Source organism: Nocardia sp. AB354 (genome assembly GCF_049538315.1).
Lineage (GTDB): Bacteria > Actinomycetota > Actinomycetes > Mycobacteriales > Mycobacteriaceae > Nocardia > Nocardia nova.
The window spans coordinates 318,779-344,491 of sequence record NZ_JBMVFU010000001.1 but is presented as its reverse complement, the minus strand read 5'-3'; the positions used below and the strand labels follow the sequence as shown (position 1 = coordinate 344,491).

At 70.4% G+C, this 25,713-nt stretch carries 8 protein-coding genes; all 8 read left to right on the top strand.

Going from position 1 to position 25,713, the window contains the following annotated elements; translation table 11 throughout:
- The first annotated feature begins 2 nt into the window (after positions 1-2).
- The 8 genes from ACPCUW_RS01570 to ACPCUW_RS01535 all read left to right on the top strand — a co-directional run bounded on the left by ACPCUW_RS01570 (position 3) and on the right by ACPCUW_RS01535 (position 25,708).
- On the top strand, positions 3-18,467 hold the full coding sequence (locus ACPCUW_RS01570) for a hypothetical protein (RefSeq protein ID WP_423423459.1): 18,465 nt from the start codon (positions 3-5) through the stop codon (positions 18,465-18,467).
- A 100-nt stretch (positions 18,468-18,567) separates the two neighbouring features.
- A complete protein-coding gene (locus ACPCUW_RS01565) occupies positions 18,568-20,184 on the top strand; it encodes a hypothetical protein (RefSeq protein ID WP_423423458.1) in 1,617 nt (538 codons plus the stop codon).
- Between the two features lie 196 nt (positions 20,185-20,380).
- Entirely contained in the window at positions 20,381-22,330 is a 1,950-nt protein-coding gene (locus tag ACPCUW_RS01560) for a hypothetical protein (protein WP_423423457.1), read from the top strand.
- Complete coding sequence (locus ACPCUW_RS01555) at positions 22,327-23,139, top strand: ESX secretion-associated protein EspG (RefSeq protein WP_423423456.1); 813 nt, start codon at positions 22,327-22,329, stop codon at positions 23,137-23,139. The genes ACPCUW_RS01560 and ACPCUW_RS01555 overlap by 4 nt, the downstream gene beginning before the upstream one ends.
- A 47-nt stretch (positions 23,140-23,186) precedes the next feature.
- Positions 23,187-23,507 carry a hypothetical protein gene (locus ACPCUW_RS01550; protein WP_063032201.1) on the top strand — a complete coding sequence of 107 codons (321 nt, stop codon included), beginning with the start codon at positions 23,187-23,189 and terminating at the stop codon, positions 23,505-23,507.
- Positions 23,508-23,545: 38 nt separating this feature from the next.
- On the top strand, positions 23,546-23,887 hold the full coding sequence (locus tag ACPCUW_RS01545) for a YbaB/EbfC family nucleoid-associated protein (protein ID WP_227462745.1): 342 nt from the start codon (positions 23,546-23,548) through the stop codon (positions 23,885-23,887).
- Positions 23,888-23,954: 67 nt separating this feature from the next.
- Positions 23,955-24,326: a type VII secretion target gene (locus ACPCUW_RS01540; RefSeq protein WP_423423455.1), complete on the top strand. Its 372-nt coding sequence runs from the start codon at positions 23,955-23,957 to the stop codon at positions 24,324-24,326.
- Complete coding sequence (locus ACPCUW_RS01535) at positions 24,323-25,708, top strand: hypothetical protein (protein WP_423423454.1); 1,386 nt, start codon at positions 24,323-24,325, stop codon at positions 25,706-25,708. The genes ACPCUW_RS01540 and ACPCUW_RS01535 overlap by 4 nt, the downstream gene beginning before the upstream one ends.
- Positions 25,709-25,713 lie beyond the last annotated feature (5 nt).

Sequence of the window (25,713 nt, the reverse complement as noted above, 5' to 3'; positions counted from 1 at the left end):
GCATGATCGAGTTTCCCAGCTGGCTCGAGTGGCTGGGTGCGGCCATCGGGATGGAGTGGCCGCACGGCAACGAAGACGATATGTGGTCGCTGGCAGGCGACTGGCATACCGCCGCCGGCGAACTGCGCGACATCCTGAGCCTGATGGACGACGCCAAATCCGCGACACTGGCCGCGTACCCGTCCGGCGACGGCCAGCAGCAGATGATCGACACCTTCGACAGCATGCGCCACGGCAAGGATTCGCTGGAGGCGCTGGCGGGATACTTCGATCAGGTCGGGGATTCGGTCTTCGGCGGCGGTACGCAGATCGAATACACCAAGCTGATGTTCTATTCGACGCTGGTGATCACCGCCGCCGATATCGCCGCGGTGTGGATCTTCCCGCCGACGGCTCCCGCGGAGGAAGCGGGCATCATCGTCGCAACCCGTGTCGCGGTGCGGATGATGATGCGCCGCGTACTCGACGCGATGGCCGGTTGGGCGGGCCGGTTGGCCGAGAACGCGTTGGTGCGCTTCATGTTCCGCCATGTGCTGCTGAACGCGGCCCTCGGCGCGATCCAGGATTTCGCGGTGCAGCAGTGGCAGGTGTGGGAGGGGCACCGCAAGAGCATCGACTGGCAGCAGCTCGAGGTCACCACCTTCGCCGCGGGTGTCGGTGGCGCGGCCGGCGGCGCCTTCGGTGAGGCGATGGGCAAGAAGTTCGGCAACGCCTTCCGCAACGAGGTCGGCGACGTCACCTCGAAGTGGGGCGTCAATCTCACCCGCGCGGGGATCGGCGCCGGATCGGGCCTGGTCAACTCGGTGGCAGCCTTCGGGGGCTCGGTCGGCTGGCAGTTCGCCTCCGATCTGGCGCACGGTGATCTGGACACCGCGCTGAAGAATTTGAAGAATACGCACGTCGATTGGCGCATGTTCAGCGCCGGAGCGATCACCGGCGGGGCGTCGGCGGTGAATCACAATATGGCGCACAGTCATTTCGAGAACTCGCCGTTCTGGAAGCTGAACGCGCCGCGGCCGGATCTGGGCAATATCGGTGATCTGCACGGCTCCACCCACGACGGCACCGTGCCGAACGCCCATGTCGACCTGTCCGACAGCAATGACGCTGTGCCGCACGGTGATTCCGCTACCGGCGTGCACGGCGAGCCGGGATCCTCCGGGTCCGTGCGCGGCGGGGCGGTGACCAACGGTCACGACAGCCACGCGGGTGCGCCGACTACGACGGCCGGCACCCACGAGCGCCCGGCATCCGACGCCGGTGGTACGCCGGAACAGACCGCGCCACAAGACCGGTCGGATACCTCCGAGACCACACCGTCGACTCCGCCGGCGGAGCGTCCCGGGTCGGAGGGCTCGAGTACGCCGTCCGAATCCGCGACATCCACCGGACCGGTATCCGACTCGTCGCCGACTCCGCCGGCTCGCAGCGAGGTGCCGGGCGGCACGCACGATTCCACGACCGCGGGCACCGCCGCGCCGCCGAGCGGCGGTACGCACGAAAACGTCACGCCGACAACGACTCCCGCCTCCGAATCTGTGTCCCATGCGTCGGGGGCCGCACCCGCCGGCAGCGAAGCGGGCACGGCCGCCGGTCCTGCCGCATCGTCCGGACCGGCCGAGTCGGCGAGTTCCGCCGCCGCCTCGGGACCGGCCGCATCGTCCGGCCCGAGCGCTTCGTCGGGGCCGAGTACGTCGGGATCGAGCGCATCGTCGGGGCCGAGTGCGTCGTCGGGATCGAGCGCGTCGTCGGGCTCGAGCGCGACGGGCCCCGGAGCGTCGACCGGCTCGAGCGCGACAGCCGGTGCGTCGACGGGCTCCACGGCCGCATCCGGAGCGTCGCCGGTCGACGCTCGCGGACCCGCGTCCGGCGGTGCCGAGGCGCCCCGGACCGGGGAGGTGCGCACGCCCGACGCCAGGACCGGCGCCGACGGACGTGCCGCCTCCGATCTCGGCCGCGGTTCCGCCACCGATGCCCGGCCGCAGGGCAGAGCCGGTGCGGCCGACCCGTCCGCGGCCCGCCCCGCTGCCGATCCGCGGGTGCAGGCTCGAGTCGGCGACTCCGAGGGCCCGCGCGCCGCGACCCGGCCCGGCGCGAGCGAGGGCGAACGGGTCACCGCCAAACCGGACCGCGCGGAAGCCGCCCAGCCGCGAGACCGCGCCGGTGCCGGCCCGCGCACGGACCAACCACGCGGGTCCGAACCGACACGCGCGAGCGAACGTCCCGAAAACACCCGCACCCCAAGCAAATCCGATCAGCCCACCGCGCAACGGCCGGACCGACCGGCGTCCCGCGACGAGGTACGCGCACCCGAACGTCAGGCCGCGCCATCGAGGGATCTGGACGGCGCCGGAACGCGTGACGACGCCACGAGCGATGAGGCAGGAACTCGTGGCAAGGCCGGAACCGGAGACGACACCGCGAGGCGCGACGAAGCGACCGCGGGTGACGAGCCGGGGGCGCGTCGTGCCGACGAACCGGAGTCCAACGAACCGGATGCGGCGCAAGTCGATCGGCCCGCGCGTGCCGAAGATTCGCCGGAGCAGTCGGCCGAGCCCGCGCGCGGAGACGGCCGAGATCCGGGCGATTCGACCGAGCCCGCGCAACGGGAGTCCGAGCGCCGCGATGCCGACACGTCGACCCCGCGCGATACGGACGAGACGGTCCAACGCGACCCCGAGCGGCGCGATGCCGAGACCTCCACCCCGCGTGATACGGATGAGACGGTCCAGCGGGACCCCGAGCAGCGTGACACCGACGTGTCTGCCCCGCGCGATTCCGACAGCACCGAGCCTCCGGTCAGTGAGCATGCCGGCCCGAGGAATGCCGAGTATGCCGGTCCGCGTGATTCGGAAGGTGCGCGCCCGCTGGACGACCGCGCGCCTACCCGCGATTCCGACAGGGCTGTACCGGGGGCCGACGAGTCCGTTGCCTCCCGGGACGCCGACTCGGCGGTTCACGCGGATGCCGCCGCACCTCGCGACGCGGATTCGGGCGTCTCGAACCATCCGGACGAGCCGGGCGTGCGGCACGACCGGGCCGACGATGCGGGTACGCCGCGCGACGACACCGGCGATCCGGCGCGACACCCGTCGCATCCGGACGAGACCCGATCCGAACACGATGTCGCGCAGGACAAATCGAATGCGGAACCGGGTGGACCACGACGGCGCCCCGCCGCCGACGCGAACCACGACGGTACGGTGCGCAAACCGGTTCACGACGAGGCAGGCGAGGACGGCACCCGGCACGACCGCGACGAGACGAGCGATGACCGGCCCGAAGACCAGTTGGTGCCGGGCGCCCCGCCCATGCCGGCGCCGGTCGGCGACCATCAGCCGGCGCGTTCCGCGAGGAGCGAGCAGCCCGATCACACCGGGGCTCCGGAGGCGGCGAAACCGGCGACTCCGCGGCCGGAGTCGACCCGCGGCCGCTGTGCCGAATTGGCGCTGAGACTGATTCGCGATCTCACCGGCAGCAAGACGATCCGGCTGCCCGAGCGCGCCGTCGGACCGGAAGGGATGACCGCCGCGGAGGTTCAGGCGGACGCCGGTGGCCGGATGGTGAAGGTCGGCGACCACGACGCGATCGCCCGGCGGCTCTCGCGGATGCGCAAGGGGGCGTCGGCACTGGTGGTCGACGGTTATCACGCCGGTCCGGGTCGCCGAGTAGTCGGTGCGCACGCCTACGTCATGGTCCACGAGGGTGGCGGGCGGATCGTGGTGCGCGATCCGAGTACGGGGGTGGTGACCGACCACCCGGCGAGCGTGCCTTCGGATCTGCACGACACCCACATGATTCTGTTCGACCACCGTGGGCGGCCCATCCATCCGCTCACCCCGGAACATCGGGAAGCCCTTGCGCGGCAGCAGGATCCGCACGCCGTGCGCATCCGGCAGGCGCTCGACGACAATGTCGGCCGGGTGCACGAACTGCTGCTCCGAACACCTACCGGCAGAAGGATTCTCGGCGAACTCACCGATCGCCGCTATCGCGAGCACATCGATCAGGGGTCGCACGGCGACGGCAGATCCGGATCGTTCCGGCGCCGCGACATCACGGCGGTCCTGTACGCCGAGGGACGCGGCCAGATCGCTCAGGCACTCACCCTCGCACACGAGAGCGTGCACGCCGAGCGGTATCTCAACGGCGAATCCCCCGCCGATCGCCCCCTCGAGCTGTCGCGCGACGACTATGTGCGCGAGATGGTGCACGAGGAGGCGATGGCCTCCGGACGCCGCTTCCAGCTGGCGGCGGAGTTGCGTGAACTCGGCTACGACATCGCCGAACACCCCGCCGAGGTCGCCTACCGCCATGCCTACGAGCGCGCGCTGCGCGGACTCGAGGGCCCGGCAGCGCACGAGATCGCACATGAGGTGGCGGTCGACCATCTGCGCAACTACCTCGAGCACGTCCCGCCGAACGACAGTGGCCGAACCTACGCCGATCATTACCGCGATATCTGGGATCGCGCGCACGACGGCGCCCGCACTCCGACCGATCAGAGCATCCGCTACGTGCCCGACGATCCGGTGGTCCGCGACCGCATCCGCTCGGCCGCACTCGAGCGGCATATCGCCACCGTGCGGTTGAACGAGCATGCGCGGGAACTGGCCCACGTCGCCGACCGGGTGGCCGATCGCATCCCCTACGACCCGACGATGCGCCGGGATATGGTGCAGCACTTGATCTCCGATCAGCTGCGCACCGTCGAGCGCGAACTCGGCCGCGATGGGCTGCCACCGGAGCGCCGCGCCGAGTTGCGTCGGCTGGCCCACGATCTGCGACGGATGTCGGATCTGGTCGATCGGCATCACAACGCGCTGGCCGAGGTCGACCGGCTGCGGGCTACCGCCGCCGCGGACGTCGCGCGCCGGCTGCTCGGTGACATGATCGCCGATGCCCCGGGCGCCGAAGTGCTCGGTGACCACTTCGCGGTGATTCCCGGTGAACCGGAACGGATCATGGTCGCCGCGGGGCCCGGCGATCACGAGCGGGTCATGCGGGCGGCGCCGCCCGAGATCGTGGAGCGCGTGGCCCGCCCGGGTGTCGAGCCCGAATACCTGACCGTCGACACCCGCCACAACGGCGAGATCCGCTACGAGCGGGCCGACCAACCGGGGCCCGCCCGGGAAGAACCGGCCGAACCCGTCGAGCCGCAGGACCTCGCGGCGCGGGCTTCCGAGGCGATCGTCACCGAGCTGGAACGCACACTGGCCGATGTGCCGGTGGGCGCCTGGGCGGTCGACACGCTGCACGCCCGGGGCGTGACCATCGAACACGACTCCGGGGGTGGTCATCGGTACGAGCCCGCCCGCAACCGGCTCACCCTCGATATCGGCGGCACCGACGGCGAGCAGATGGCCGCGATGGTCCACGCCGCCATTCATGCCCAGCGGGCGCACGAGCGCAGTGCCGCCGACGGAGTGCTCGACCGCGATCGGATGTCGCGCGAGGAATACGTCGACCATATGGTGGACGAGGAAACCGACGCGCACGCAATGGAATTCAACGCGCTCGCACAGTTGCGCGAGGCGGGCCACGACATCGCGACCAGTCCGCTGGAGCGGATCTACCGCGACGCGTTCACCGCGGCGCGCGAACGGGCGGCCGCGCGCGACGACCTGCCGGGCGATGCGGTGGCGCGGGCCGCCGAACTGGACCGGATCGCGAACCAGGCCGGTGTCGACGCCATCCGCCCGGCAATGGGCGATCATGCGCCCGACGGCGGCACGAGCTACGCGCACGGTTACGGCGAGGCGTGGGATTCCGCGCATCCGCCCCGGGATGACTCGACCGACGGGCAGTCCGCTCGTCCGGCAGCCGGACCACCCGAACCGGGCGGATCGACCTACGTCAATACCTACGGCGGCGATACCGCCTACGGCATCAAGGGGTGGGTCGACGAGCACGGCGTGCTCCACTACGAGGTGAACGTCGGTCCGGACACGCCGTCCGGGCGGGAGATGTTCCGGGATCTGATGAACGAGCTCGGCGACCGGGTGGAAGCGATCCAGGACGAGTGGTACGACGGCGGGACGCTGACCGACAATCTGGACAGTTTCAACGCGGGAGTGCAAGACGGCTTCACGCCGGAAGAATCGGCGCGCCGGACGTTCACCGGCAAGCTCGCCGAAGAGTTGGGCTATACCGAGGTCACCTTCGGCGATCCGGAGCTGCCGGGTGATTCCGGTCTCGACGGCCGACTGGGCGAGAACACCGGCGTCACAGTGCTTTTCCGGCGCCCCGAAGGGTTCGATGGCGCACCGCACGTGGACAGTCCCGAGTTGCCCGACGGTGCCGGTGGTGCGGGTCGTCCACCCGGCGAGCCGCCCACGCCGGGCGCGGCCCCGGGCGAGCCGCCGCGGCGGGCCGAGGTCGTCGTGACCGTCGACGGTGAGCATGTGCGGTTGCGGCTGGTCGCCGACGGCGGCGGGCGGTGGCGGGTCGAATCCGCCGAGCGGGTCGGCGAAGGGGAGCACACGCCCGGCGGTGAGGTCGAACCGGCGAAGCCGGGGCGGCTGCGTTCGCTGTGGCAGCGGTTCACCGGCGGGTACGAGGGGCACTATCCGAAATATCCGTCGGGCAGTGGTCAGGACGGCAAATATCAGACCGAGATGACCGAGGATTTCGGGCATCTGTTCGACATCCACGCGCTCGAGACCCTCGGTGACCACGACATCAGCATCAATTACGCGCGGTTGCTGAAGGAGTCGTTCACGCTCTGGATCAACCGGGAACACGCACCGCTGCTGAACCACCTCACCGCTCGCATGGATCTGCAAGCGGGCGAACATATTCCGATGCGCACCCGCGACGGGCGGGAGTACGCGTACTGGAACGAGGACGCGGACCCGGCCGAGGTCGCGGCGATGCACAAGTATCTGCGCGATATCGGGCTGGGCCACCTGGTCGATGAATCACAGCCCCATGACCTGCCCGGCCATTCCGCGCCTCAGCACGGCGAAGCCGAAGCGCCGCAAGGCAATCCAGCCGACGAGTTGCGGGCCGCCGCCGATCGACTGGGCATCGACCTGACCGATATCAGCCCGGAGACGCTGCGCCGCGCACTCGATACCGCCGAATACCAGAATCTGCGCCGGGCCGCCGTCATCGAGGCCCTGCGCGACGCCGCGCACCGCTACAACGCCGAACACGCCGATATCCCGTACCGGCCGCAGTCGATCACCGACCACAATCCGCTCGGCCGATTTCTCAAGGAAGTGGTCATCGCCCAGGGCGACGACCCCGGCCTGCTGAACTGGCGCGGCGTGAACAACGGCGCCGAATCCGGCCGCGACTTCGATGTGCTGAACGTCGAAAACCCCGACGAGCGTATCGAATACGACCCCGAGGACGAGTCGGGCCGCGACCAGGGCCTGCGGACCTATTTCGAGAATGCGCTGCGGCGCGACCAGATCCGCGACGAGCGGGCGACCTGGGCGGATCTGCTCGCGGCCGAACTGTCCCGGCTCGAACCGGACCAGCTCGACCGCGCATTGAACGACCTGCGTGACGGAGTGCACGAACGTGCGGGGGAGATCCGCGATTTCGCCGACCGGGTGGCGGAGTTCCGGGAACGTTTCCCCGCCAACGATATTCGCGAGCTGCCGCCGCAGCGTCCGGGTGAGCCGGGCCGGCTGGTGGTCCTGGATGTGCACGGCGACCACGAACAGACGCTCGCCGGGGCCCTCGATCGCCATCCCGGGCTCGCTGCCCGCCTCAACAACGGTGAGGTGCGGGCGGAGAAGTGGACGGTCGTCGTCGACGCGAACAACCAGGCGCACGTCCGCCACGTCGGCGATATCGAGGGCCGGGCGATCTCGGTGGACGTCGAGGGCCGGCATCTGGACGGACTGCTGGTCCGCGACGCCGACGGCACCTGGCACGTCACCCAGCCGCCCGCCGAGCCGGACCCGGTCGCGCCGCACGCCCGCACACCGGAGCAGATACGTTCCTTCCGAGACGATATCGCGCGCGAGCTCGGCCTGGACCCCGCACAGATCACCCCCGAACTCATCGAACACGAGCTGCGCGCCAACGACCTGCGCGCACTGCAGATCGAGGCGCTGCTGGACCACGCGCGCACCAGCGACGCCATCGAGTCCTTCCACGATCTGGCCAATGCGCGCGACCGGCTCGCGCAGACCACCGGCATCGACGATGCGCAACACGCGACGCCGGAGCGGGTCGCCGAGTCGATCGCCGATCGCGGCACCCGCAACGCGCTGCGCAAACAGCAGGTCGAGCAGCTGGTCAAGTACTACGACAAGCTGGCGAGCTACCTGAAGGGGCGGGGTGAGGATCCGGCGCATCTGGTCGAGGCCCGCGACGATCTCGTGCGCGCGCTGGGCGGCGAACCGGAGGACGTGTTCCCGAAGAAGTACTCGAAGGAACTCGACTATCAGCGCAATCCACAGGGCATCGATCCCGGCGAGCTGACCTCGCTGATCCGCGGCCGGCTCCGCGACCCCGGCACCGGTGCGGCGCTGACCGATTTCATCCGGACCCTCGCGGACACTGATCCGTTCACGAACGGTCTGCGTTTCGATCCCGCGACCGACCCGCGGGTGTTCGACGGTGAAGTGCCGATGCACGATCCGGACGCGTTGACCCACCTGCGGGAGATCATCGGTGACGGGCAGCGGCTGTTCGGCACACCCGACCCGGATCGGCCGGTCGCGTCCGGATCGCGGCCGAATCGCGATTGGGCCCGGCTGCTCGGCCACGACCTCACCGATGCCACTGCGGAGCAGTACGTGCGGGCCTACGAGGCCTATCGGGACGGCAAGATCGAAAAGCACGAGCGGCTGACTCCGGCGCAGCGGGAGCAGGTGCACCGCGAACTGCGCGAGGAGTTGCGACAGCGGGCCGCCGATCTGAAGGCGCTGGCGGAACTGAACGATCGCTATCACCAGGCGGTCGCCGATCTGCCGGAGAACCGGCAGGCGACCATCGATCGGCTCAGCCGGGAATGGGCGGCTGCCTGGACCGAGCGCGAACGGGCCCGCAGCTATATCGAGGCCCATGCCTACGAACTCCGCGTCACGCCGGAGGAGTTGCTGTCCGACGACCTGAAAAACGGCTCGGCCCTGCACGATCTGTTCGGCGAACTGGGGTCGCGCACCGTCCGGGGCGAGAATCTCGCCGACTACCGGAGGCGGTTCGAGGAATTCAGCCGCCGGCACGACGCGCTGTTCGAGGCGACGCGCAGATTCCACGACAACGACGTGCGGGTGGCGGATCTGGACGCCGAACTGCGCGCGGCCGTGGCACGCGATGTGGAGCTGTCCGAAGGCGAGGAGGGCGACGACGGCGCGGCGGCCGCCCCGCCGCAGGGACCGCCGTCGAAGCCGCCCAGCTCACCGGCGGAGGGTGCACCGCCGCCGGAGCCCGGAGGTGGGGACCCCGATGGAGCCTCTTCGCAGACACCCGGCGGCCGCGACGCGGGCGAGTCCGCCTCCACGCCCTCGGAACCACCGCGTCCGGGCGACAACGACGGCCCCGCAGCCGATTCCGGTGCCACCGCACCGCGCATCGAGTCCCCCACCGAATGGGGCATGCGCATGCGCGCGGAGAATGCGAGCTGGGACGCGCGGATGGCGGCCCGGCATGCCATCCGCATGCGCGAACTCGCCGACGAGATGGTCGCTCGCGATCCGGACGGTCCCGAAGGTCCCACAACCTGGGCCGCTCGGATGCGCGCCGATCAAGCGGAATGGGAGGCCCGGCAAGCCGCCCAGCACGCCGACTGGCTGTGGAAGATCGTCGGCGACCATCGCGGACCCCCCGAACCGACACCATCGCCTGCCGGAACACACGAGCCGAAACCCGCTGCGCCCGAACCGGAATCGCCGACCGCCTCATCGAAACAGAACGGCGTCACCGGGACCTCGGAGCCGGGGCGGGAGAGCGCACCTGGCGACCCGGCCACGGATCCGGCGAGCCGAGTCGAAAAGCCGCTGCGACAGCCGCGCTCGGGTGCTGATGCACCGGAAACAGGACCCGACGCGGAGAACGCCGAGCCCGGGGCCGAGAACCGCGAGCAGCCGCCGGAGACGGGGCAGACGAAACAGCAGGCAGGGCCGGCACCCGAATCGCAGCAGACGCCGGGGAGCGGAGAACCGCGGGAGGGGGCGTCGAGAGTCGAGGGCGCGCAGCCGGATCCGATCGACGCCGCGCTTGCTCGACAGGACGCGGCACATGCCGAATTGCGCAGGATTGCAAGAGAACTCGGCCTTCCCGATCACGGCAACGCGCGTGATCTGGAGGCCGCGATCCAGCGCCGGATCGAGGACGAGTCGGCCGAACATCAGGCCACGATCGCGCGCAACGATCTGCGCCCGGACCAGTGGGCCGCCGCCCGCGACCGCGCCCAGCAGCGGTTGAACGAGCTGTACGGCCTGCGCCGCGAGATGATGCGCGCCGCCCGGGATTACCAGGCCGCCCGGATCGAGGAACGGCAGCTGCGTGCCGCGAATCCCCAGAGCGCGCAGGCTCCCGGCGAACGGGCGTCCGCCGACGGTCGCCGCCCCGCCGCACGCGGTGATCAAGGTTCCGCCGAGCGCGGCGACCGGAACAGTCCCGGTGCTGAGGTGACTGGTGCAAGGCCTGGTGAGCAGCCGGCTGCTGGTGCGGAGGGTCATGTCGCGAGGCCTGGTGACCAGTCGGCAGCCGGCGCTCAGGGTTCTGGTGCGAAGGCTGGTGAGCAGCCGGCGGCCGGCGAGGAGCGTCCCACCGCGAAACCCGCAGAACAACTGCCGTCCGGTGACGAGGGCTCCGCCGGCGAACCCGGTGGCGAGGAGCCGGGTGCCGATTCCGGTGGTGGGGACGACGGCACGGGTGGGTCACCCGCGAAGCCGGGCGGTGACCGGCCCGGCGGTGCCGCGCCGCACGCCGAGGCGGAACCCGGCGCGCAACCGGCACCCGATGCCGCCGGTGGTGGGACCGATGGTGGCGCCGGCGGTAAACCCCCGACGAATGGAGGTTCGGACGACGGCAGCCCGCTGCGGGAAGGGGGCGACGGATCCGAAAACTCCCCGGTACAACCGGATTCGAGCACCGTGGCGCTCCCGCGCCGACCCGAGCCGCCCGGCGCCGAACGGTCCGCGCGCGAGACATGGCATCAGGACGGCCCACAGCGGGAGCACCGTCCCGTGACGCGTGCCTTGCGAAAGGCGTTGCGGGATCTGGCGGATGCCGGTACCACGCGAGTGCGCGCCTGGACGCGAATGACCGCGCGCGCTCACGATCTGGGCCTGCGGCCGGACGAGATACGGCGCGAGATCCTGCGCGAGACGATCGCCCGCACCGCCGATGCCGCCGACACCGTGCCGGCGGTTCGAAACGAATTGCGCGATCTGATCGGCGATCTCGACCGCGGCGCACCGCGGCTGGAGGTGGACCGCCGCGCCGAGCGCCTGGGTGTGCCGCTGCCGTCCGACCATCAGGTCGCCGACGCGATCCGCGACCGATTGGCACCGCCGGCCCAGCGGCGTGCCGAACTGTCCATCGAACTCGGCGATCGCCGCACCGTCGATCTGCCCCGGCTGGAGCGGCTCGCCCGCGAGTTCGGCGTCGATCCGGAGGGGCTGTCGCGGCCGGAACTGCAACGTGCGGTCCGGGACGCGGTGAACAACCATCGCGACACCATCTCCGAGCGGCGGCGGCGCGGGACCGTCGAGCTGGTGGACCGCTACCGCACGGCGTCGGCGAACGAATCCGCCCGCCGGGCCGCTGCCCAGCATGCCGCCGAACGCGAAATGCTGCAGTTGCGAGCTGGTTTCGACGATCGTGGCCCGCGAATCTCCGGAGTCTCCTACCGTCGCTTCCGGTTCGACGCCCCCAATCACATGCGAGTGGACGGCGCCCCCGGCGAGCGCGGCCGGTGGGTCGGGGTCGGATCGGGTCGTGATCCCGAGCTCCGGTTGCCCGCGCGGGAGCGGATCCGGCATGCGGCCGAGGGTTTCGACGCCGTCTACTATCGGCTCGAACTGGACCACAACGGCCGCATCTGGGTGAGCGAGCACCATCCGGCATCGACGGAACCCGTTGCCGCGCGGCCGGATCCGGTGCGTCGCCCCGGAGACTGGATCGCCGGCGGCGACGAGCACGAACACGAGCCGGGCACCCGGGCGCTGCGCAGACAGCTACGCGACCTCGGCGCGGAACTGGATCGCCGCAACGATCAGGTGGACAAGAACTTCGCCAAGATCGTCCGGCTCGCCGAACATCTGGGTATCGACGACGCCTGGCGGATGCGGCCGCGCGAGCTGGCCGGAGCGGTGCGCGATCTGCTCGTCCAGCGCCGGGCCCGCGCCGACGAACTGTGGAATCGCGCGGATATCCCACGGGCCGACCTGCAGAAGTTCTTCGAGGACCGCCGCGCCGAGGAGGCGCGGGCCGAGGAGACCGAATCACTCGGTAAGGCCCTGCTGGGGCTGTTGCGGGTGCACGATCAGACGTTGGTCGCCGCCCGCGACCGGGTGGCGGCCGACGCCGCGCTACTCGCTGCCCGCGACGTCCTGGCCGGTCACGAGGGCCTTCCGCTGGGCGCCGACGGACGCCCAGTGGACCCGGCGAATCCGAAACCGGAAGTGGCGCGGCTGGTTCCGGGCCGCGACGGCGCACCCGACCGGCTCGTCGTGGTGGCGCCGGGCGCGAATCCGGATCATGTGCTCGACCCCGCTGTCCGCCGCGCGTTGCTCGGCGACGACGGCGAATTCGTGTTCCAGCAGGTTCGCGTCGACGCCGACGGACACGTTCGGCTCAGCGATATGCACCGGCCCCCACCGGAACTCGGCGGAGCCGCGCACCGCCCCGCTGAACTCGAGCAGCCGCGTCGAGCCGGAACCGAGCCGCACGCGCCGGGATCCGGCGAGCCGCACGCGGACGGGCCTCGTCCGGCGGACAACCCCGAGCCGGCGGCGGATCCGCAGGCGGCACTCGACGCGAAGGTGCGCGAACGGGCCCATGTGGCAGCCGATCTCGAGTTCTGGCGCAGTAAGGTCGACCATCGCGCCGACCCGTTCGGGGATGTGGATCTGAGCCGCAACCGCTGGTCGGAGACGTTGCGTCAGTTGCGCGGAGACACCGGGCGCTACGTCAGCGACAGCGCGGGCCCGGACAGTCCCGACGTCGCGCGGCACGAGCAGCTCAATCCGGAACAGGAGCGGGAGCAGACCGACCACGTCGACAAGCTGGCCGAGGCGCTGGACCGGCTGTTCCATTTCGAGGACCGGCTCGACGCCATCGACCGCGAGATCCACGACCTGGAACAACAGGGTGCCCGCCACGACGCGTCGCAGGCCGAAGCGGTCCGCGACGAACTGGGCCGGGTGGCCGACGAGCACCGGGCCGCGGTCCAGCGGGCGAAACCGTTGCGGCGCATCAGGGATGAGCTGTCCCGGCTCCTCGACGACCCCGCGCAGCGCACCCCCGAGAACCTGCGCCGGCTCGCCGATGCCGAGGAAGCGGTGGAGCGCGCCGAACACGAGATCGACCGCTTCAACGACGAGCGGGTCGCTCTCACGGGTGCGTGGCCCGATGCCGTCGCCGACCACTGGCGGGCCGCGGTGGGTACGGACGAGACGCCGACGGTGCGCCGGATCAGCGAGAACGTGTGGGTGGACCACGGTCGTGCGCCCGACGAGGACGGAACCGGCGGCCGCCCGGCCCGTTTCATCGTCGTCGCCGGTCGCGCCGCATTCGACCATCCGGACGTGCCGGTCCGCGCCGACGATCCGGACGGACCGCGACAGCCGGCCGACGATCGATTCGACGCTCCGCTGCTGGATGCGCTGGCACAGCATCCCGATCTGGCCGCGCTGCTGAAGGATCCGGTCACCACCATCGATCGGCTGTCGGTCACCGGTGAGCTGGCCGGCGGCGATCGCGACGGCGCCGGCCAGATCCGCGCGCGGATCGAGACCATGGCGCCGGTGGAGATCGAGCGCACGGGGCTGCCCGCGCACGGCCGCCTCGGCCGAGACGCGCTGCCGTTCGCGGGCGACACGATGGTGCGCTGGCGCGGCGCGGACGGACACTGGCACGACACCCGGGAGGGCCAGGCCCGCGGTTTCCGCGCCTACCAGCCGGAACTGCCGCGCGGCACGAAACTGGACAGATACTGGCAGAAGGAAGTCGACGGCTGGCGGCTGCCGCCCAAGGGGTGGGCGGCGTTCGGCGGTACGGACAACTCCCACATCCCGTATCGGCAGCGTGAGGAGAAGATGCCGGACGGGTTCAGCGGCACCCTGGGCGCCGAACCGTTCCAGAACATGGTGGAGCCGTTGGTACTTCGGCTCCTGACCGATCACTGGCCGGAGCTGAGCTACGAGCAGATCCTGACGCTGAGCGAAGCCGGCCGCGCCGAATTGTGGTGGCATCAGGGACCGGGGCCGAAACCGGAGCCGCCGCCGGGCTGGGACGAGGAAGCCCATCACGGCATGCCGCTCGACGGCGCGCTGTACACCATCGGAAAGCGGTGGGTGCAGCTCTACGACATGGCGCGCAAGCACCCGTGGGTGCTGGGTCCGCTGCAGCGCCGGCCGGAGATCGGGGAGTGGGTGCGCGGGCACACCACCTGGCTGCCCGACGGCGCCTTCGATCCGGACCATCCGGTGCTGCGCAAGATCCCTGTGGTGCGCTCGTTCCGTGGCTGGAAGGGCTGGCGTGCCGGGCCGCGGATCGATCTGCAGCCGCCGCATCGGCCGTGGTCGGCCGCCGATCACGTGCCGCCGCGCGATCGGGTGGAGTGGTCCACGCCGCGCCAGGACCGCGACGTTGCGCGCTGGGATGCGGTGCAGCGCTGGGCGGATCGGGTGATCGGTGAATTCGCCGACGACGCCGGCAATGCCGATGTGCACCGGATCGTCGACCTGCTGACCCGGGCCCGCGATCCGCTGCTGGACCCCGCCGACCCCGGCGGCGCCCGGCTGGAGACGCTGAACCTGGCACGGCATCCGGACGGCACTGCGCTCACGCGCGCGGAACTGACCGAGCGCATCCAGTTGGTCAAGGACCACCTCATGCGCAACGAGATGTGGGTGCGCGACCACGCCGACCCGACCGGCAGGATGGTCAAGAAGACCTACGACCGGCTCCCGCATGTGGCCGACGCCTGGCTGCGGCTCACCGGCGAGGGTGACGGCGACGGCCGGACCACGCCGTACAACGAAGATCTGCTGCTGCTCGACGACGCCTACGTCGAAGCCAGGTACCTCGCCGACCACGACGACGCCACCTGGCACGACGCCGACCTGGAAGCGGCCCGGTACGGCTACGACTGGGACACCAACCGGCGCCGCCTGAGCGGACATCTCGTGATCCGCGACGGGGTGCCGGTCCATCCGGACGAATTGCCGCCCGAGGCGCCCGAGCACGACGGCGACAAGACCCTGCGGATGTCGCGGATTCCGTATGCGGTCGACGCGCCCGCGCCCGATCCCTCGTGGCTTTCGCCGCGCGAACGCCGCGCCGCCGAGATCCTCGCCGAAACCGGTGCGCGGCAACGCTTCCCCGGATTGCCCCGCAACCCGGTCGAGGCTCTGAAGGAGGTGGCGGCGCGCGAGGCGGGGCCGCTGCGTGCCCTGCCCGCCCCCGGTGCGCGCGACCCGCTGCTGGATCTGCTGCTGCGTGCGGGCCGCGTGGAACAGCTCGCCGACGCCGACCCGGGTGAGCACTTCGTCTGGGCGGAACGCCTCGGCGAACCCGCAGCTACGGTGGAGCCGAGGCAACTGCCCGATACGCTGCGGCGGCTGCGCGGCGATCTCACCCGCCGGCTGGACGACCTCGGCGCGGCCGGGCCCGACGAACAGGCCGCTGAGGCGAATCGGGCTCGGCCGGCATCCGGCGACGGGCCGCTGCGACAGCCCGCGCCGATGGAGCCACACGAATTGACCTCGGGCCGAACCGAAGTCGAGCGGCTGGCGACCGAACGTGCCCATCTCGCCGGCGACCTGGGCCGGTTGCGCGCCGAACGGGACGCCGCCACCGGCAGCGAGCGGGAGCGCGCCGCACGAGCCTACGAGGAGGTACGCACCCGGGTCTTCGCCCTCACCGAGCGAATCACCGATGCGGCCGGACCCGATTTCCTCGCGGGGCAGGGCGCGCGGCCGGTGACGAACCGGGTCGGAATCATCGAGGGCGACCATCCGATCGTGATCGTGGTCGGCCTGCGCTCCGACGGTTCCGGCGGGTCTCCGCACCGTGCCGAACTCGATGCCGCCGTCGACGCTCATCCGGAACTGGCACAGGCTCTGGCCCATCCGGACGCGGAGATCCGCTACATCCGCCTGACCGTGGATTCCCAGGGCCGAGCCTTCGTCGCCGCCTTGGAAGCGCCGCCCCAGGCCCCGCGTCCGCAGCAGCCGGGCTCCGAATCCACGCCGCCTGGTGCCGGCGGTGAGATCAAGACCGGGCTTGTCGAGCCACGCGGTGCCGACGGTGTGGTCGGCGGCGAGCATCGGGAGCTCGGTGCTGCCGACGGTGTTCTCGACGAAGCGGAGAGTCGGCCGAATGCGGACGACACCGAGGCCGGTAAGCCGGGAACCGACGAAGCTCCGGAAGGCAGTCGGAGCACGCCGGGGCATGCCGACGACGGTGGAGAGCGGCCGGTGGCTCCGGTGCGTCCCGGCATCCCTTCGGAAGGTGAAGGGAGTGAATCGAATACGGCGCGCGGGTCGTCGGGCGATGCCGACGCCGGGGAATCCGGAGAGAAGGGAGAATCCCGAGGGGACCGGGCCGAGGAACCGCGGACCACGCAACCGCACGGGGGTGGTCGGCGCGCGTCCGGCTCGGACGGAGACGGAACGGATTCGGAGTCCGGAGACCGAACGGGTATCGGCCGGCGGGCGGGGCAGCAGCCGCCGGACGGTGGTGAGCCCGATCGTGCGGGCGCGAACCCGCGTGCTCGCGATCCACGCAAGCCCTACATCACGCCGGTCCCACACGTCCCGCACAACGCCGAATTCGACTGGCCGGATTACACACCGAAGCGCATCGACGTCAACCTTCCGCCCACCCCGATTCCGACCCCGCCGCCGCACGAGCCGCCGCCGCATCAGCCCCCGCCGCATCAGCCGCCGCGAAAGCCCGGCCCGGGACAGCCCGGCGTAGGCCATCACGACCCAGGCGGTGGCCACCACGACCATCACGGTCACGACCCCGATCCCCACGGCGATCACCGAGGGCACGGCCACGGGCATGATCACGGTCACCACGGTCACGACGGAAATGATCATGACCACGGCGGCCCCGGCCACGAGCACGGCGGCCCCGGTCATGACCACCACCACAGTGGCCACGGCCATCACGGGGGTCACGACCACGGCGGCCACGAGCACGGCGGAGACGGTCATGACCGCCACCACAGTGGCCACGGCCATCACGGGGGTCACGACCACGGCGGCCACGAGCATGGTGACCACCATCATCACGCCCACGACCACCACCATCTGCCAGGGTCGCAGGCTCAGCCGAACATCCCGGTACCGCCGTGGCTTTCGGACTCGAGCGCCCCGGGCAATGCCGCCTCACAACCGTTCCCGCTGCCGGGCGCGGGTATCGAGCGGAACGTGAACCCAGCCGGAACCGGGCTCAACCCATTCGGCGATCCGCTGGGCGCGATTCCTCACATGCTTGAACCTGCTGTCCCACAGCAGCTTCCGCCGCAGCCGGCCCCTGAACCGCGGGTATCCGACGGTCCACACGCAGCGATCCCGCCGGATCATGGCGTCGGGCAGGGGCCTGGCGGTGCCGACCGGTACGGGGCCGGGTACGGCAATGGGAACGGCCACGGCACCGGATACGACCCGGGAGCCGGATACGGGAACGTCCACGATCGGCAATTCTCGGTCGATCGCCCGTTCTCCCTCGGTGATCCGGCAGCGGGCGCAACGGGATACCTTGGGGTACAACCGGTTCCGGCAGACCAACCGCAGAACAACTTTCCGCAGAACGGTTTCCCACCGTTCGCCCCACCGATGCCGCAGGGCAACAACCCGGCCTCCGCCTCCACTCCGGCACGTCACCCCGCGCACCCGACCGGCTCGCCGACTCCCGCCGCGCCCCGCATCCTGGTGCAGGAGTTCAACGGTCACCGTTGCGCGGAGGTCGATCCGCTCACCGGATCGCTGCACGAGGCCGCCGAGCCGATGGGTCCGTTCAGCGGGGTGTACGGCGATCTCGACGGCGTGGAGTTCGTCTTCTTCCGCACCGACGATCGGCTTTTCCTGCGCGTCGCCGGCCAGTTGATCGATGCCGACGATCTGGCGGTGATCGTGCACTGGCAGCGTGCCGGCCGCCGGCATACCGACTTCACCGTGACCCGAGCGGGACTGGCGGTGTGCACGGTGCGCTATCGCCGGCGCAAACCGGAACTCGACCTCGGCTTGTGGATCCGCGATGTGCTCGACAATCCCGCACGCCGAACGCAGATCTTCGCCGAAGTCCGGGGTGTGCGGTGAAAAGCGCAGCACCGCACACTGTTACCGAGCATCGCACCGATGAGGATGTCCGCAGCCGGCCGCGCCGGACGGTGGACGCGAACGAGGAGAACACCGCGACGTGACCCGCCCCGATGACCACATCCCGGACCCGCAGGACACCACACCGGTGCCGGCCCGACCGGACAGCGCACCTGCGGCCGCCGCGCCCGATCCCGCACTCGACGACCGGGCCGATCTTCCGTCGCACGACACCGCGGGTTCCGCCGCCGAGGACGAGCCGGACGTAGGCTTCACTCTCGGCGGCGGAATGCCCGAATCCATCGCGGCAGCAGTCGATCCGGAGGCGCGCGCCAGGGAATTGGCGCACGGGATCGCGCGCGAACTGGCGGCGGTCGCGCCCGAGGGGTGGCACGAGCTGACGGCCGTGTTCGCCCTCACGGTGGTGGTCGGCGGCGGCGAGGTCGTCTTCACCGATGACCAGGAGCGCGTGCTGCGTGCCGATCCGCCCGAGTCGGTCCTGGAGTTGGTGCGCGAGCACCGCGACCTGTCCGCGGCCTTCGACAGCGGTCCCTGGTGGCGCCTGTTCGTCCGATTGGACCGGGCCGGACATCTGCAGGTCGACTACGACTACGGTGACGAACCGTTCCCCGACGATCAACTGCTGGCGCCGGAGGCGTATCTGGCCGACCTGCAGGCATATCCGCGCGATCGGGTGCCGGTCTGGCTGGGCGCCTACATCGGGCACGGCGACCGGCAGTCCCGCCCGCCGGCCGTCGCGGCCCGGCAGGCGCGCGCCGATCGAGCCGAGGGTGTGGTTCCCGTGCTGTCGGACGACGACTTTCCCGAGCTGCCCACGCTGTGGAGCCGGTGGGCGGTGATGGCGGCCGCTTTTGTCGCCGCCGGATCGCAGTGGGGCCCGCGCGTGTTGCCGTCGCTGGGCTGGTTCGAGGGCGCCCGGCGCGGCGGCAGCACGCTGTATCTCCTGCCCGGCGGCCGTGCCGTGCTCTCCGGCGGGGTGTGGGAGGCGCCGGCGCTCGGTGCCGCCTACAACGGCGGTGCACCGCTGCCGCGGCTGTATGCCGGCGCACCGGAATGGGTGTCGAATTCGGTGCTCAATCCGCGCTTCGGCGACGGGCTGCTGTCGTTCTGCTACTGGTGGGAGAACGGGCGGTGGTATCGCGGTGAGTCGCCCTCGGCCGATCACCTCAGCGACGCGCTGCCGGGGGTGTGGACCTCGGCCACCGTCGCGCAGGTGATCCGCGGCTTGATCGACGGCGAGGCCGACGACGAATTGCGCTCCGCGGTGGACACTCTGGTCGCCGCGGCCGAGGCCGATGTGGTCACCCGAGAAACCCTCGTCGCCGTCTTCGGCGACGACGGCGGCTTCGATATCGACGGCGCATTCAACCAGCTCACCTTGGCCGGTGCGACTCCGACGGGCCCGGCGCCGCTGCCGCAGGCCGAGGCGCTCGAGCGGGTGCGTGGTCACATCGGCGAGGCCGGGATCGATACCGACGGATATCCGCTGGATCGACTGCACGCGGACCGGATCTCGGTGGGCTGGATGGTCTACGTGCCCGCCGAACCCGACGAGGTGGCGATCGGGCGGGCCGTGTTCTACGTCGCCGACGACGGTGTGCTGGAACAGTCCTCGTCCTCGATCGCGCCGTCGGTGTACGTCGAGGGTTTCGAACAGCGGTTCCGGGAGCGGCGCGGCGCATTGCGGGCGGGGTGACACTCGCCGCCGGTGTTTCACCCCGCGTTCAACCGCCGTTGCCGCCGGTGTTGCTCGCAGGTCGCAGGCTGTTCGAAAGATGATGTGGGACTTGCAATTCGGCATATCGGCGCGGGCGGGGGACGACCTGCGGACGGTATCGCCGACGGGGTGAACGCGCAGCTTCCGCTGCTACCGAATTCGAGGAGCACGATCGATGGCGCCCGATCCGACTACGCCCGTCGCTACGGGCAATCCGTGGCCGGCGTTGAGTGACTATACGAAGAACCACACCTCCGGCAACGATGCGCTGAAATTCGAGCCGGACGTGGCCCTGGAGGTGGCCGCGGCCGCGGAGAACACGATCGCCGCGCTGAAGACGTTGCAGCTCTACACCGACGACCTCACCGCCGGTTCGCCGGTCTCGAATCTCGCGTCGGGCACCGCGCTGGGCAAGAAGTTCGGTACCGAGGCCACCGATCTGAAGACGGTCTTCGAGGACCACAAGACGATCCTCGGCCAGATGATCGACACCTTCATCGCGGCCGGCAAGGCCTACGGGAAGATGGACGGCTTCAACTCCGCGCTGCTGGACAATGTCAGCGGCAAACCGGACTACATGTGGGACGCCGACGGCTTGGACCCGATGGGCGACCCGCCGAAAGTGCCTGCCACCAACGACGATCTGAAGAATCCCGTCAACGCGATGGACAACAAGGCGGGACTGCAGTCGTTCCAGTCCTCGACCATCAGCCCCGAAGCGCCGGACTACATGAGCTGGTACGACCTGTTCCAGGTCGGCAACTACATCCGGGTCAACAAGGTGGCCGAGAACCTCGCCAACCACGCAGGCACCTGGTGGTGGATGGCGACCGAGGTGAACAAGGTCTACTCGGATCTGCTCAACAAGATCGACTCGGTGACCGTCGACAAGTGGAGCGGACCGGGTAAGGAGACCGCGGTCGCGGCGGTGCAGGCCTACGGCAAGAGCATCCCGGGGCTGTCCACCGCGATCAGGGGCACCGGCGATCTGCTCGTCTACACCTCGGGGTGGCTGAACGAGACCCAGTACAGCATGCCGCCGAACAACGATGCCGACGCGAAGACGCAACAGCAGTGGATTCAAACGGTGCGCGAGAGTTTCCGGCGTACCTATGTCTTCGGGATGAACCAGTCCTCGTCGCATGTTCCGGTACTGCCCGCGGCCGCGGCGGCATTCGGCCAGATTCCGGCCAATCCGTACGACCCGACGGGCCAGAACCCACCGGGCAGTCAGAACCCGCCGGGCAGCCGGAATCCGCCTGGAAGTCAGAACCCGCCCGGCAGCCAGAATCCTCCGGGGGGCGCGACCCCGCCCGGCGGCGCTACCCCGCCGGGCGGTACGACTCCGGGCGGCTCACCCAACGACGCACAGGCCAAGGCCGCGCAGGAGGCCGCGGCCCGGCAGCAGCGCGAGGCCTTGGCGCAGCAGCAGAAACAGGCCGCGGAATACGAGAAGCAGCAGAAGGAAGCCCAGCAGCAGCAACAGAAGGAACAGCAACAGCAACAGAAGCAGCAGGAACAACTGCAGAAGCAACAGGAGCAGCAGCAGGCGGCCGCACAGCAACAGCAGGAACAGCAGCAGGTCATGTCCGCTGTCCAGCAACTGATGTCGGCCGCGCAGCAGGGTGCGCAGCAGCTGATGCAGGCGTTCCAGCAGGTCGCCCAGACCCTGACGCAGCAACAGCAGCAGGACGCGCTGGCCAAGGCCGGGCTGGGCGATATTCCGGGACTGGGCATTCCGGGTATGGACGGCTCGGATCCGCTGTCCGCCTTGGCGGGCGCCGGAGGCGGTGCGGGTGGCGGCGGTGGCGGTGTGCCCGGCGGCGGTGCCGGGGTGCCGGGATTGCCCGCGCTCAATCGCGATCTGGCGCAGGCCTCCAAGTTGTTCCCGCGGGCGAGCACGCTCAGCACGGCGTTGAGCGCCACCACCGTCGACTCCGCGACCGGCCGCGCCGGCGCCGCGCCGATGGCGGGCACTCCCGGCTCACCGGGTGCGGCCGGGGCGGGCGCGCAGAACCAGCAGGGCAAGGAGCACAAGCGGCCCGCCTATCTGGACTCGGTCGAGCATCTCGAGGACGCGCTCGGCGATGCGCCCGTGGTCGTGAAGCCGGTCGTCGAGAAATGAACCGCAGCTGGAGCTTCACCGATCTCGAATTCGTCGTCATGTGGCGGCATTTCGGTGACGAGGGGCCACCGCGCCCGTTCGTCTACACCACCGACATTCCGCTGGAGGACGACTTCCAGCGCGAATGCACGCGCTTGCGCGACCGGATGCTGGCCCGGCCCGACCACACCCTGTTCGACGCGGTGCGCGACTGCACCCGGCCCGATCTCGCCGTCCTGGTCACGGGATTCGACGGCCACGACCCGCATCGCGGCGAGGGAGCGGTCCGGCTACTGGCCGCCCGGCGAGAGGATCGCGGCTACCTGCTCACCCAACTGCCCGGGCGCACCCTGTTGCACGCCGGTGGATTCACCATGGTGCAGTGCGATCCGCTGCGGCTGGCCGATATGGTCGCGGATGCGCTGCCACAGGTCGAGGCCGGTGGCTCCGGGCACATTCTGTTACCGCCCGATCCGGAATCGGCGGCCGGCGTCACCGAAGCGCACTACGTATCGGCCGACAGTGCGGGCGGTGCCCCGCAACTCTGGGACAGCTACGACGAGCCCGACGACGCCGCCGGGCAGCGCTTTCTCGATATCGTCCCGGAGCGTTCCGGCTCCATCGAAATCGCCCAGGGCGTATCGCGTTTCGGCCCGCGGGGTCGTACCGTCCGGCATCTGGACTGGCGCGACCTGTCCGGCGACGGCCGCTACGTGATCCAGGCGGGCCCGCCGCGCACCGCCGCCGGAGTGGACCGGCAGGGACTGATCGCCGCGATCAACGCCGAGATCATCACCGTCGTCCGCGCGATCAAGGACGAGCGCGTCTGACCGGCCGGCGCCACCGTGCCCGATTCCGACCGACAACGAGGAGCATGATGTCCACCGCGACAACGCGATCGGGTTCGATCGCGGTAGAGACAACCGAACAGGGTCTGCCGCTGCGGATTTCGATCGAGGCGAGCGAATTACGCCGCGAACCTGCCGAATTGGCCGCCGAACTGCTCCGGCTGTGCTCACGCGCGGCCGATCGGGCCGGACTCGCACGGCGGCGCCAACTCGCCGAGGCCGGGCTGAGCAGCGACCTGCTCGCCTTGACCGGACTGCCCACGGCGGAGCAGGTCGAACGGCAGGAACTGATCGACGAGCAGGAGTACGACACGGAACCGCAGAGCTGGCTGAGGTCGGTGGAGTGGTAGGCCACGACGCCGGAGACGACGCGAACGAAGGGGAGCCGATGGCGAATATGCCTGATCTGTCCGGTGTTTCGGTGATGGACGAGCTGGTCGCCCGCACGGAGCGGCAACTGGAACGCATGCGCGATCTGGGTGACCGGATGGCGGGGGTGCGGGCCCGCGAAACCTCACCGGACGGCGCCGTCACGGTGGAGGTCGACGGTAACGGCGCATTACTCGATCTCGTTTTCTCACCGTTGGTGAATCGGCTCACCCCAGCGGAGTTCGAGCAGGTGGTAGTGTCCACCGCGCGCAGCGCCGCCGCCCGTGCGTTCGCGCAACGCGGTGATCTGATCGCCGCATTCAACGAGGAGAACGGCGCCGGTACGCGCGAGATTCACTGACGCGTAACGCGTTCTTAAGCTGCGCGCGTGCCAATCTACGTCGACGCCTGTTGCAATTGCTCGGTAGATGTTCGATCCGCCGGTTACGCGAGCGCGAATCGGCTTACCGGGCAGGGGCTTTCAGATGGGCGAGTTGGTAGCAGTACCGGAGGCGATCCGTCGCTACGGGGACACGGCGGCCGCTATGGCCACCGAAACACTCTCCGCGGGCACGGTGAACCAGGCGGTGGCCATCGCCGCGGCCGTTCCGGTCTTCGGTTTGATCGGTCAGGACTTTCTCGCGACATACGCGCTGGCGCAGGCGAATCACCTGAGTTCGGTGGTCGAGCTGGCGACGGTGCACGCCGGTACCGCGGTGACCGCGCATCAGAGTGCCGCCACCTACGCGACGACCGACCAGGACAACGCCGACCTGCTCGGCGGAATCGGCCGCGCGTGATGGAACCGGGCCTGGACCGGTCGATCGTCGACCTGTTGCGCCAGAGCGCGATGGGGTCGATCGTGGACCGTCCGGTCAACGACGTACTGCGGGAGATGGGGCTGCCGGGCCTGCCGCAGCTGCCGCCGGCGCCACCGCTGCCGCAGCTGCCGCCGCTGCCGGTGCTCGACCTGCACGCGCTGACCAAACCGATCACGGATCTGGCCAGCAGTTTCGGCACCGGCAAACTCGGCGGCGGCCCGGGTGCGGACCCGACGCAGGTGCTCTCCCAGATCTCGGCCGTGCTGCAGACCGTCGTGCAACTGGGCACCACGGCGATGCAGACGGCGATGTCGCTGTGGCAGGGCGCGGGCGCGCTGTCGGCGGCGGCCAAATCGACCCAGGCGGCCGCCGACGGTACCGCGGTGGCGGGCCAGGGCGCGCAGATGTCGCTGGGCACGACCGCCGCGGCCGGCAGCGTATTCACCGGAAACGCGCTGATGACGGGCATCACCTCGAAATACCTGACCTCGCTGGCGGCGGCCGCGCCGTTCATCGTGACCCCGCCGGGGCAGGTGTTCGTGCTGGCGATGTCGGCGCAGACACTGGCCGAGGCGCTCGCCGTGGTCACCAAGACGCGGGTCGAGCTGACCGCGCACAGCGCGAAGATGGCGCACACCGGCCAGAAGGTCAAGATCACCAATGTGCCGCACGGGGTGTCGAATGTCGCCGCGCAGCGGGTCGCGGGGCCGCAGGCTTCGCTGAAGTCCGTGGCCGGCACCACGTCCCGGCTCAGCGCCACACCGTCCGGTATGTCGCTCGCGACCAACGCGTCGAGCTCGAGTAGCGCGGCGGGCAATGCGACGCAATACGTTTCGCAGGCGCTACAGATGGTGCAGTCGTTGTCGGCGGTCGGCGGCGCGGGCGCGCAGGCGGCCACGGGCGTCACCGGCCGCGCCGCGAAACCGATCGCGGCCCCGGTTCCGGCGGCGGGCGGAACTCCGGCGGCCGCCGGATCCGGAGCCGGCGCACCCGGTGGCGTCGGCGCACCGGCCGCCGGGCCACCCGAGATGTCCTCATCCCTGCAGGCCGCGCGCACCCCGTCGATCATGACGGAGGCGGCCGTCACCGCGAGCACCGAATCCGCGATCGCCTCGTCCGGTACGGCGGGTAGCCCGGGCATGATGCCGATGACGCCGGGCGCCGGCGCGGCCGGAATGGCCCGCGCCGCTTCGGATTCCAGCAGCGCGAGCGACGCGGTGCGCGGACAGCTCGTCACGGCCGCGCACGGTAACGACGTCGTGGGCGATATCGCCGGAGTCTCCCTCCCCGTGGTCGGCGCCGCCGACGCGGTCACCACCACACCGGACACCGAGCCGCCGGACAAAGCTCTCACCCTCTAGGAGTT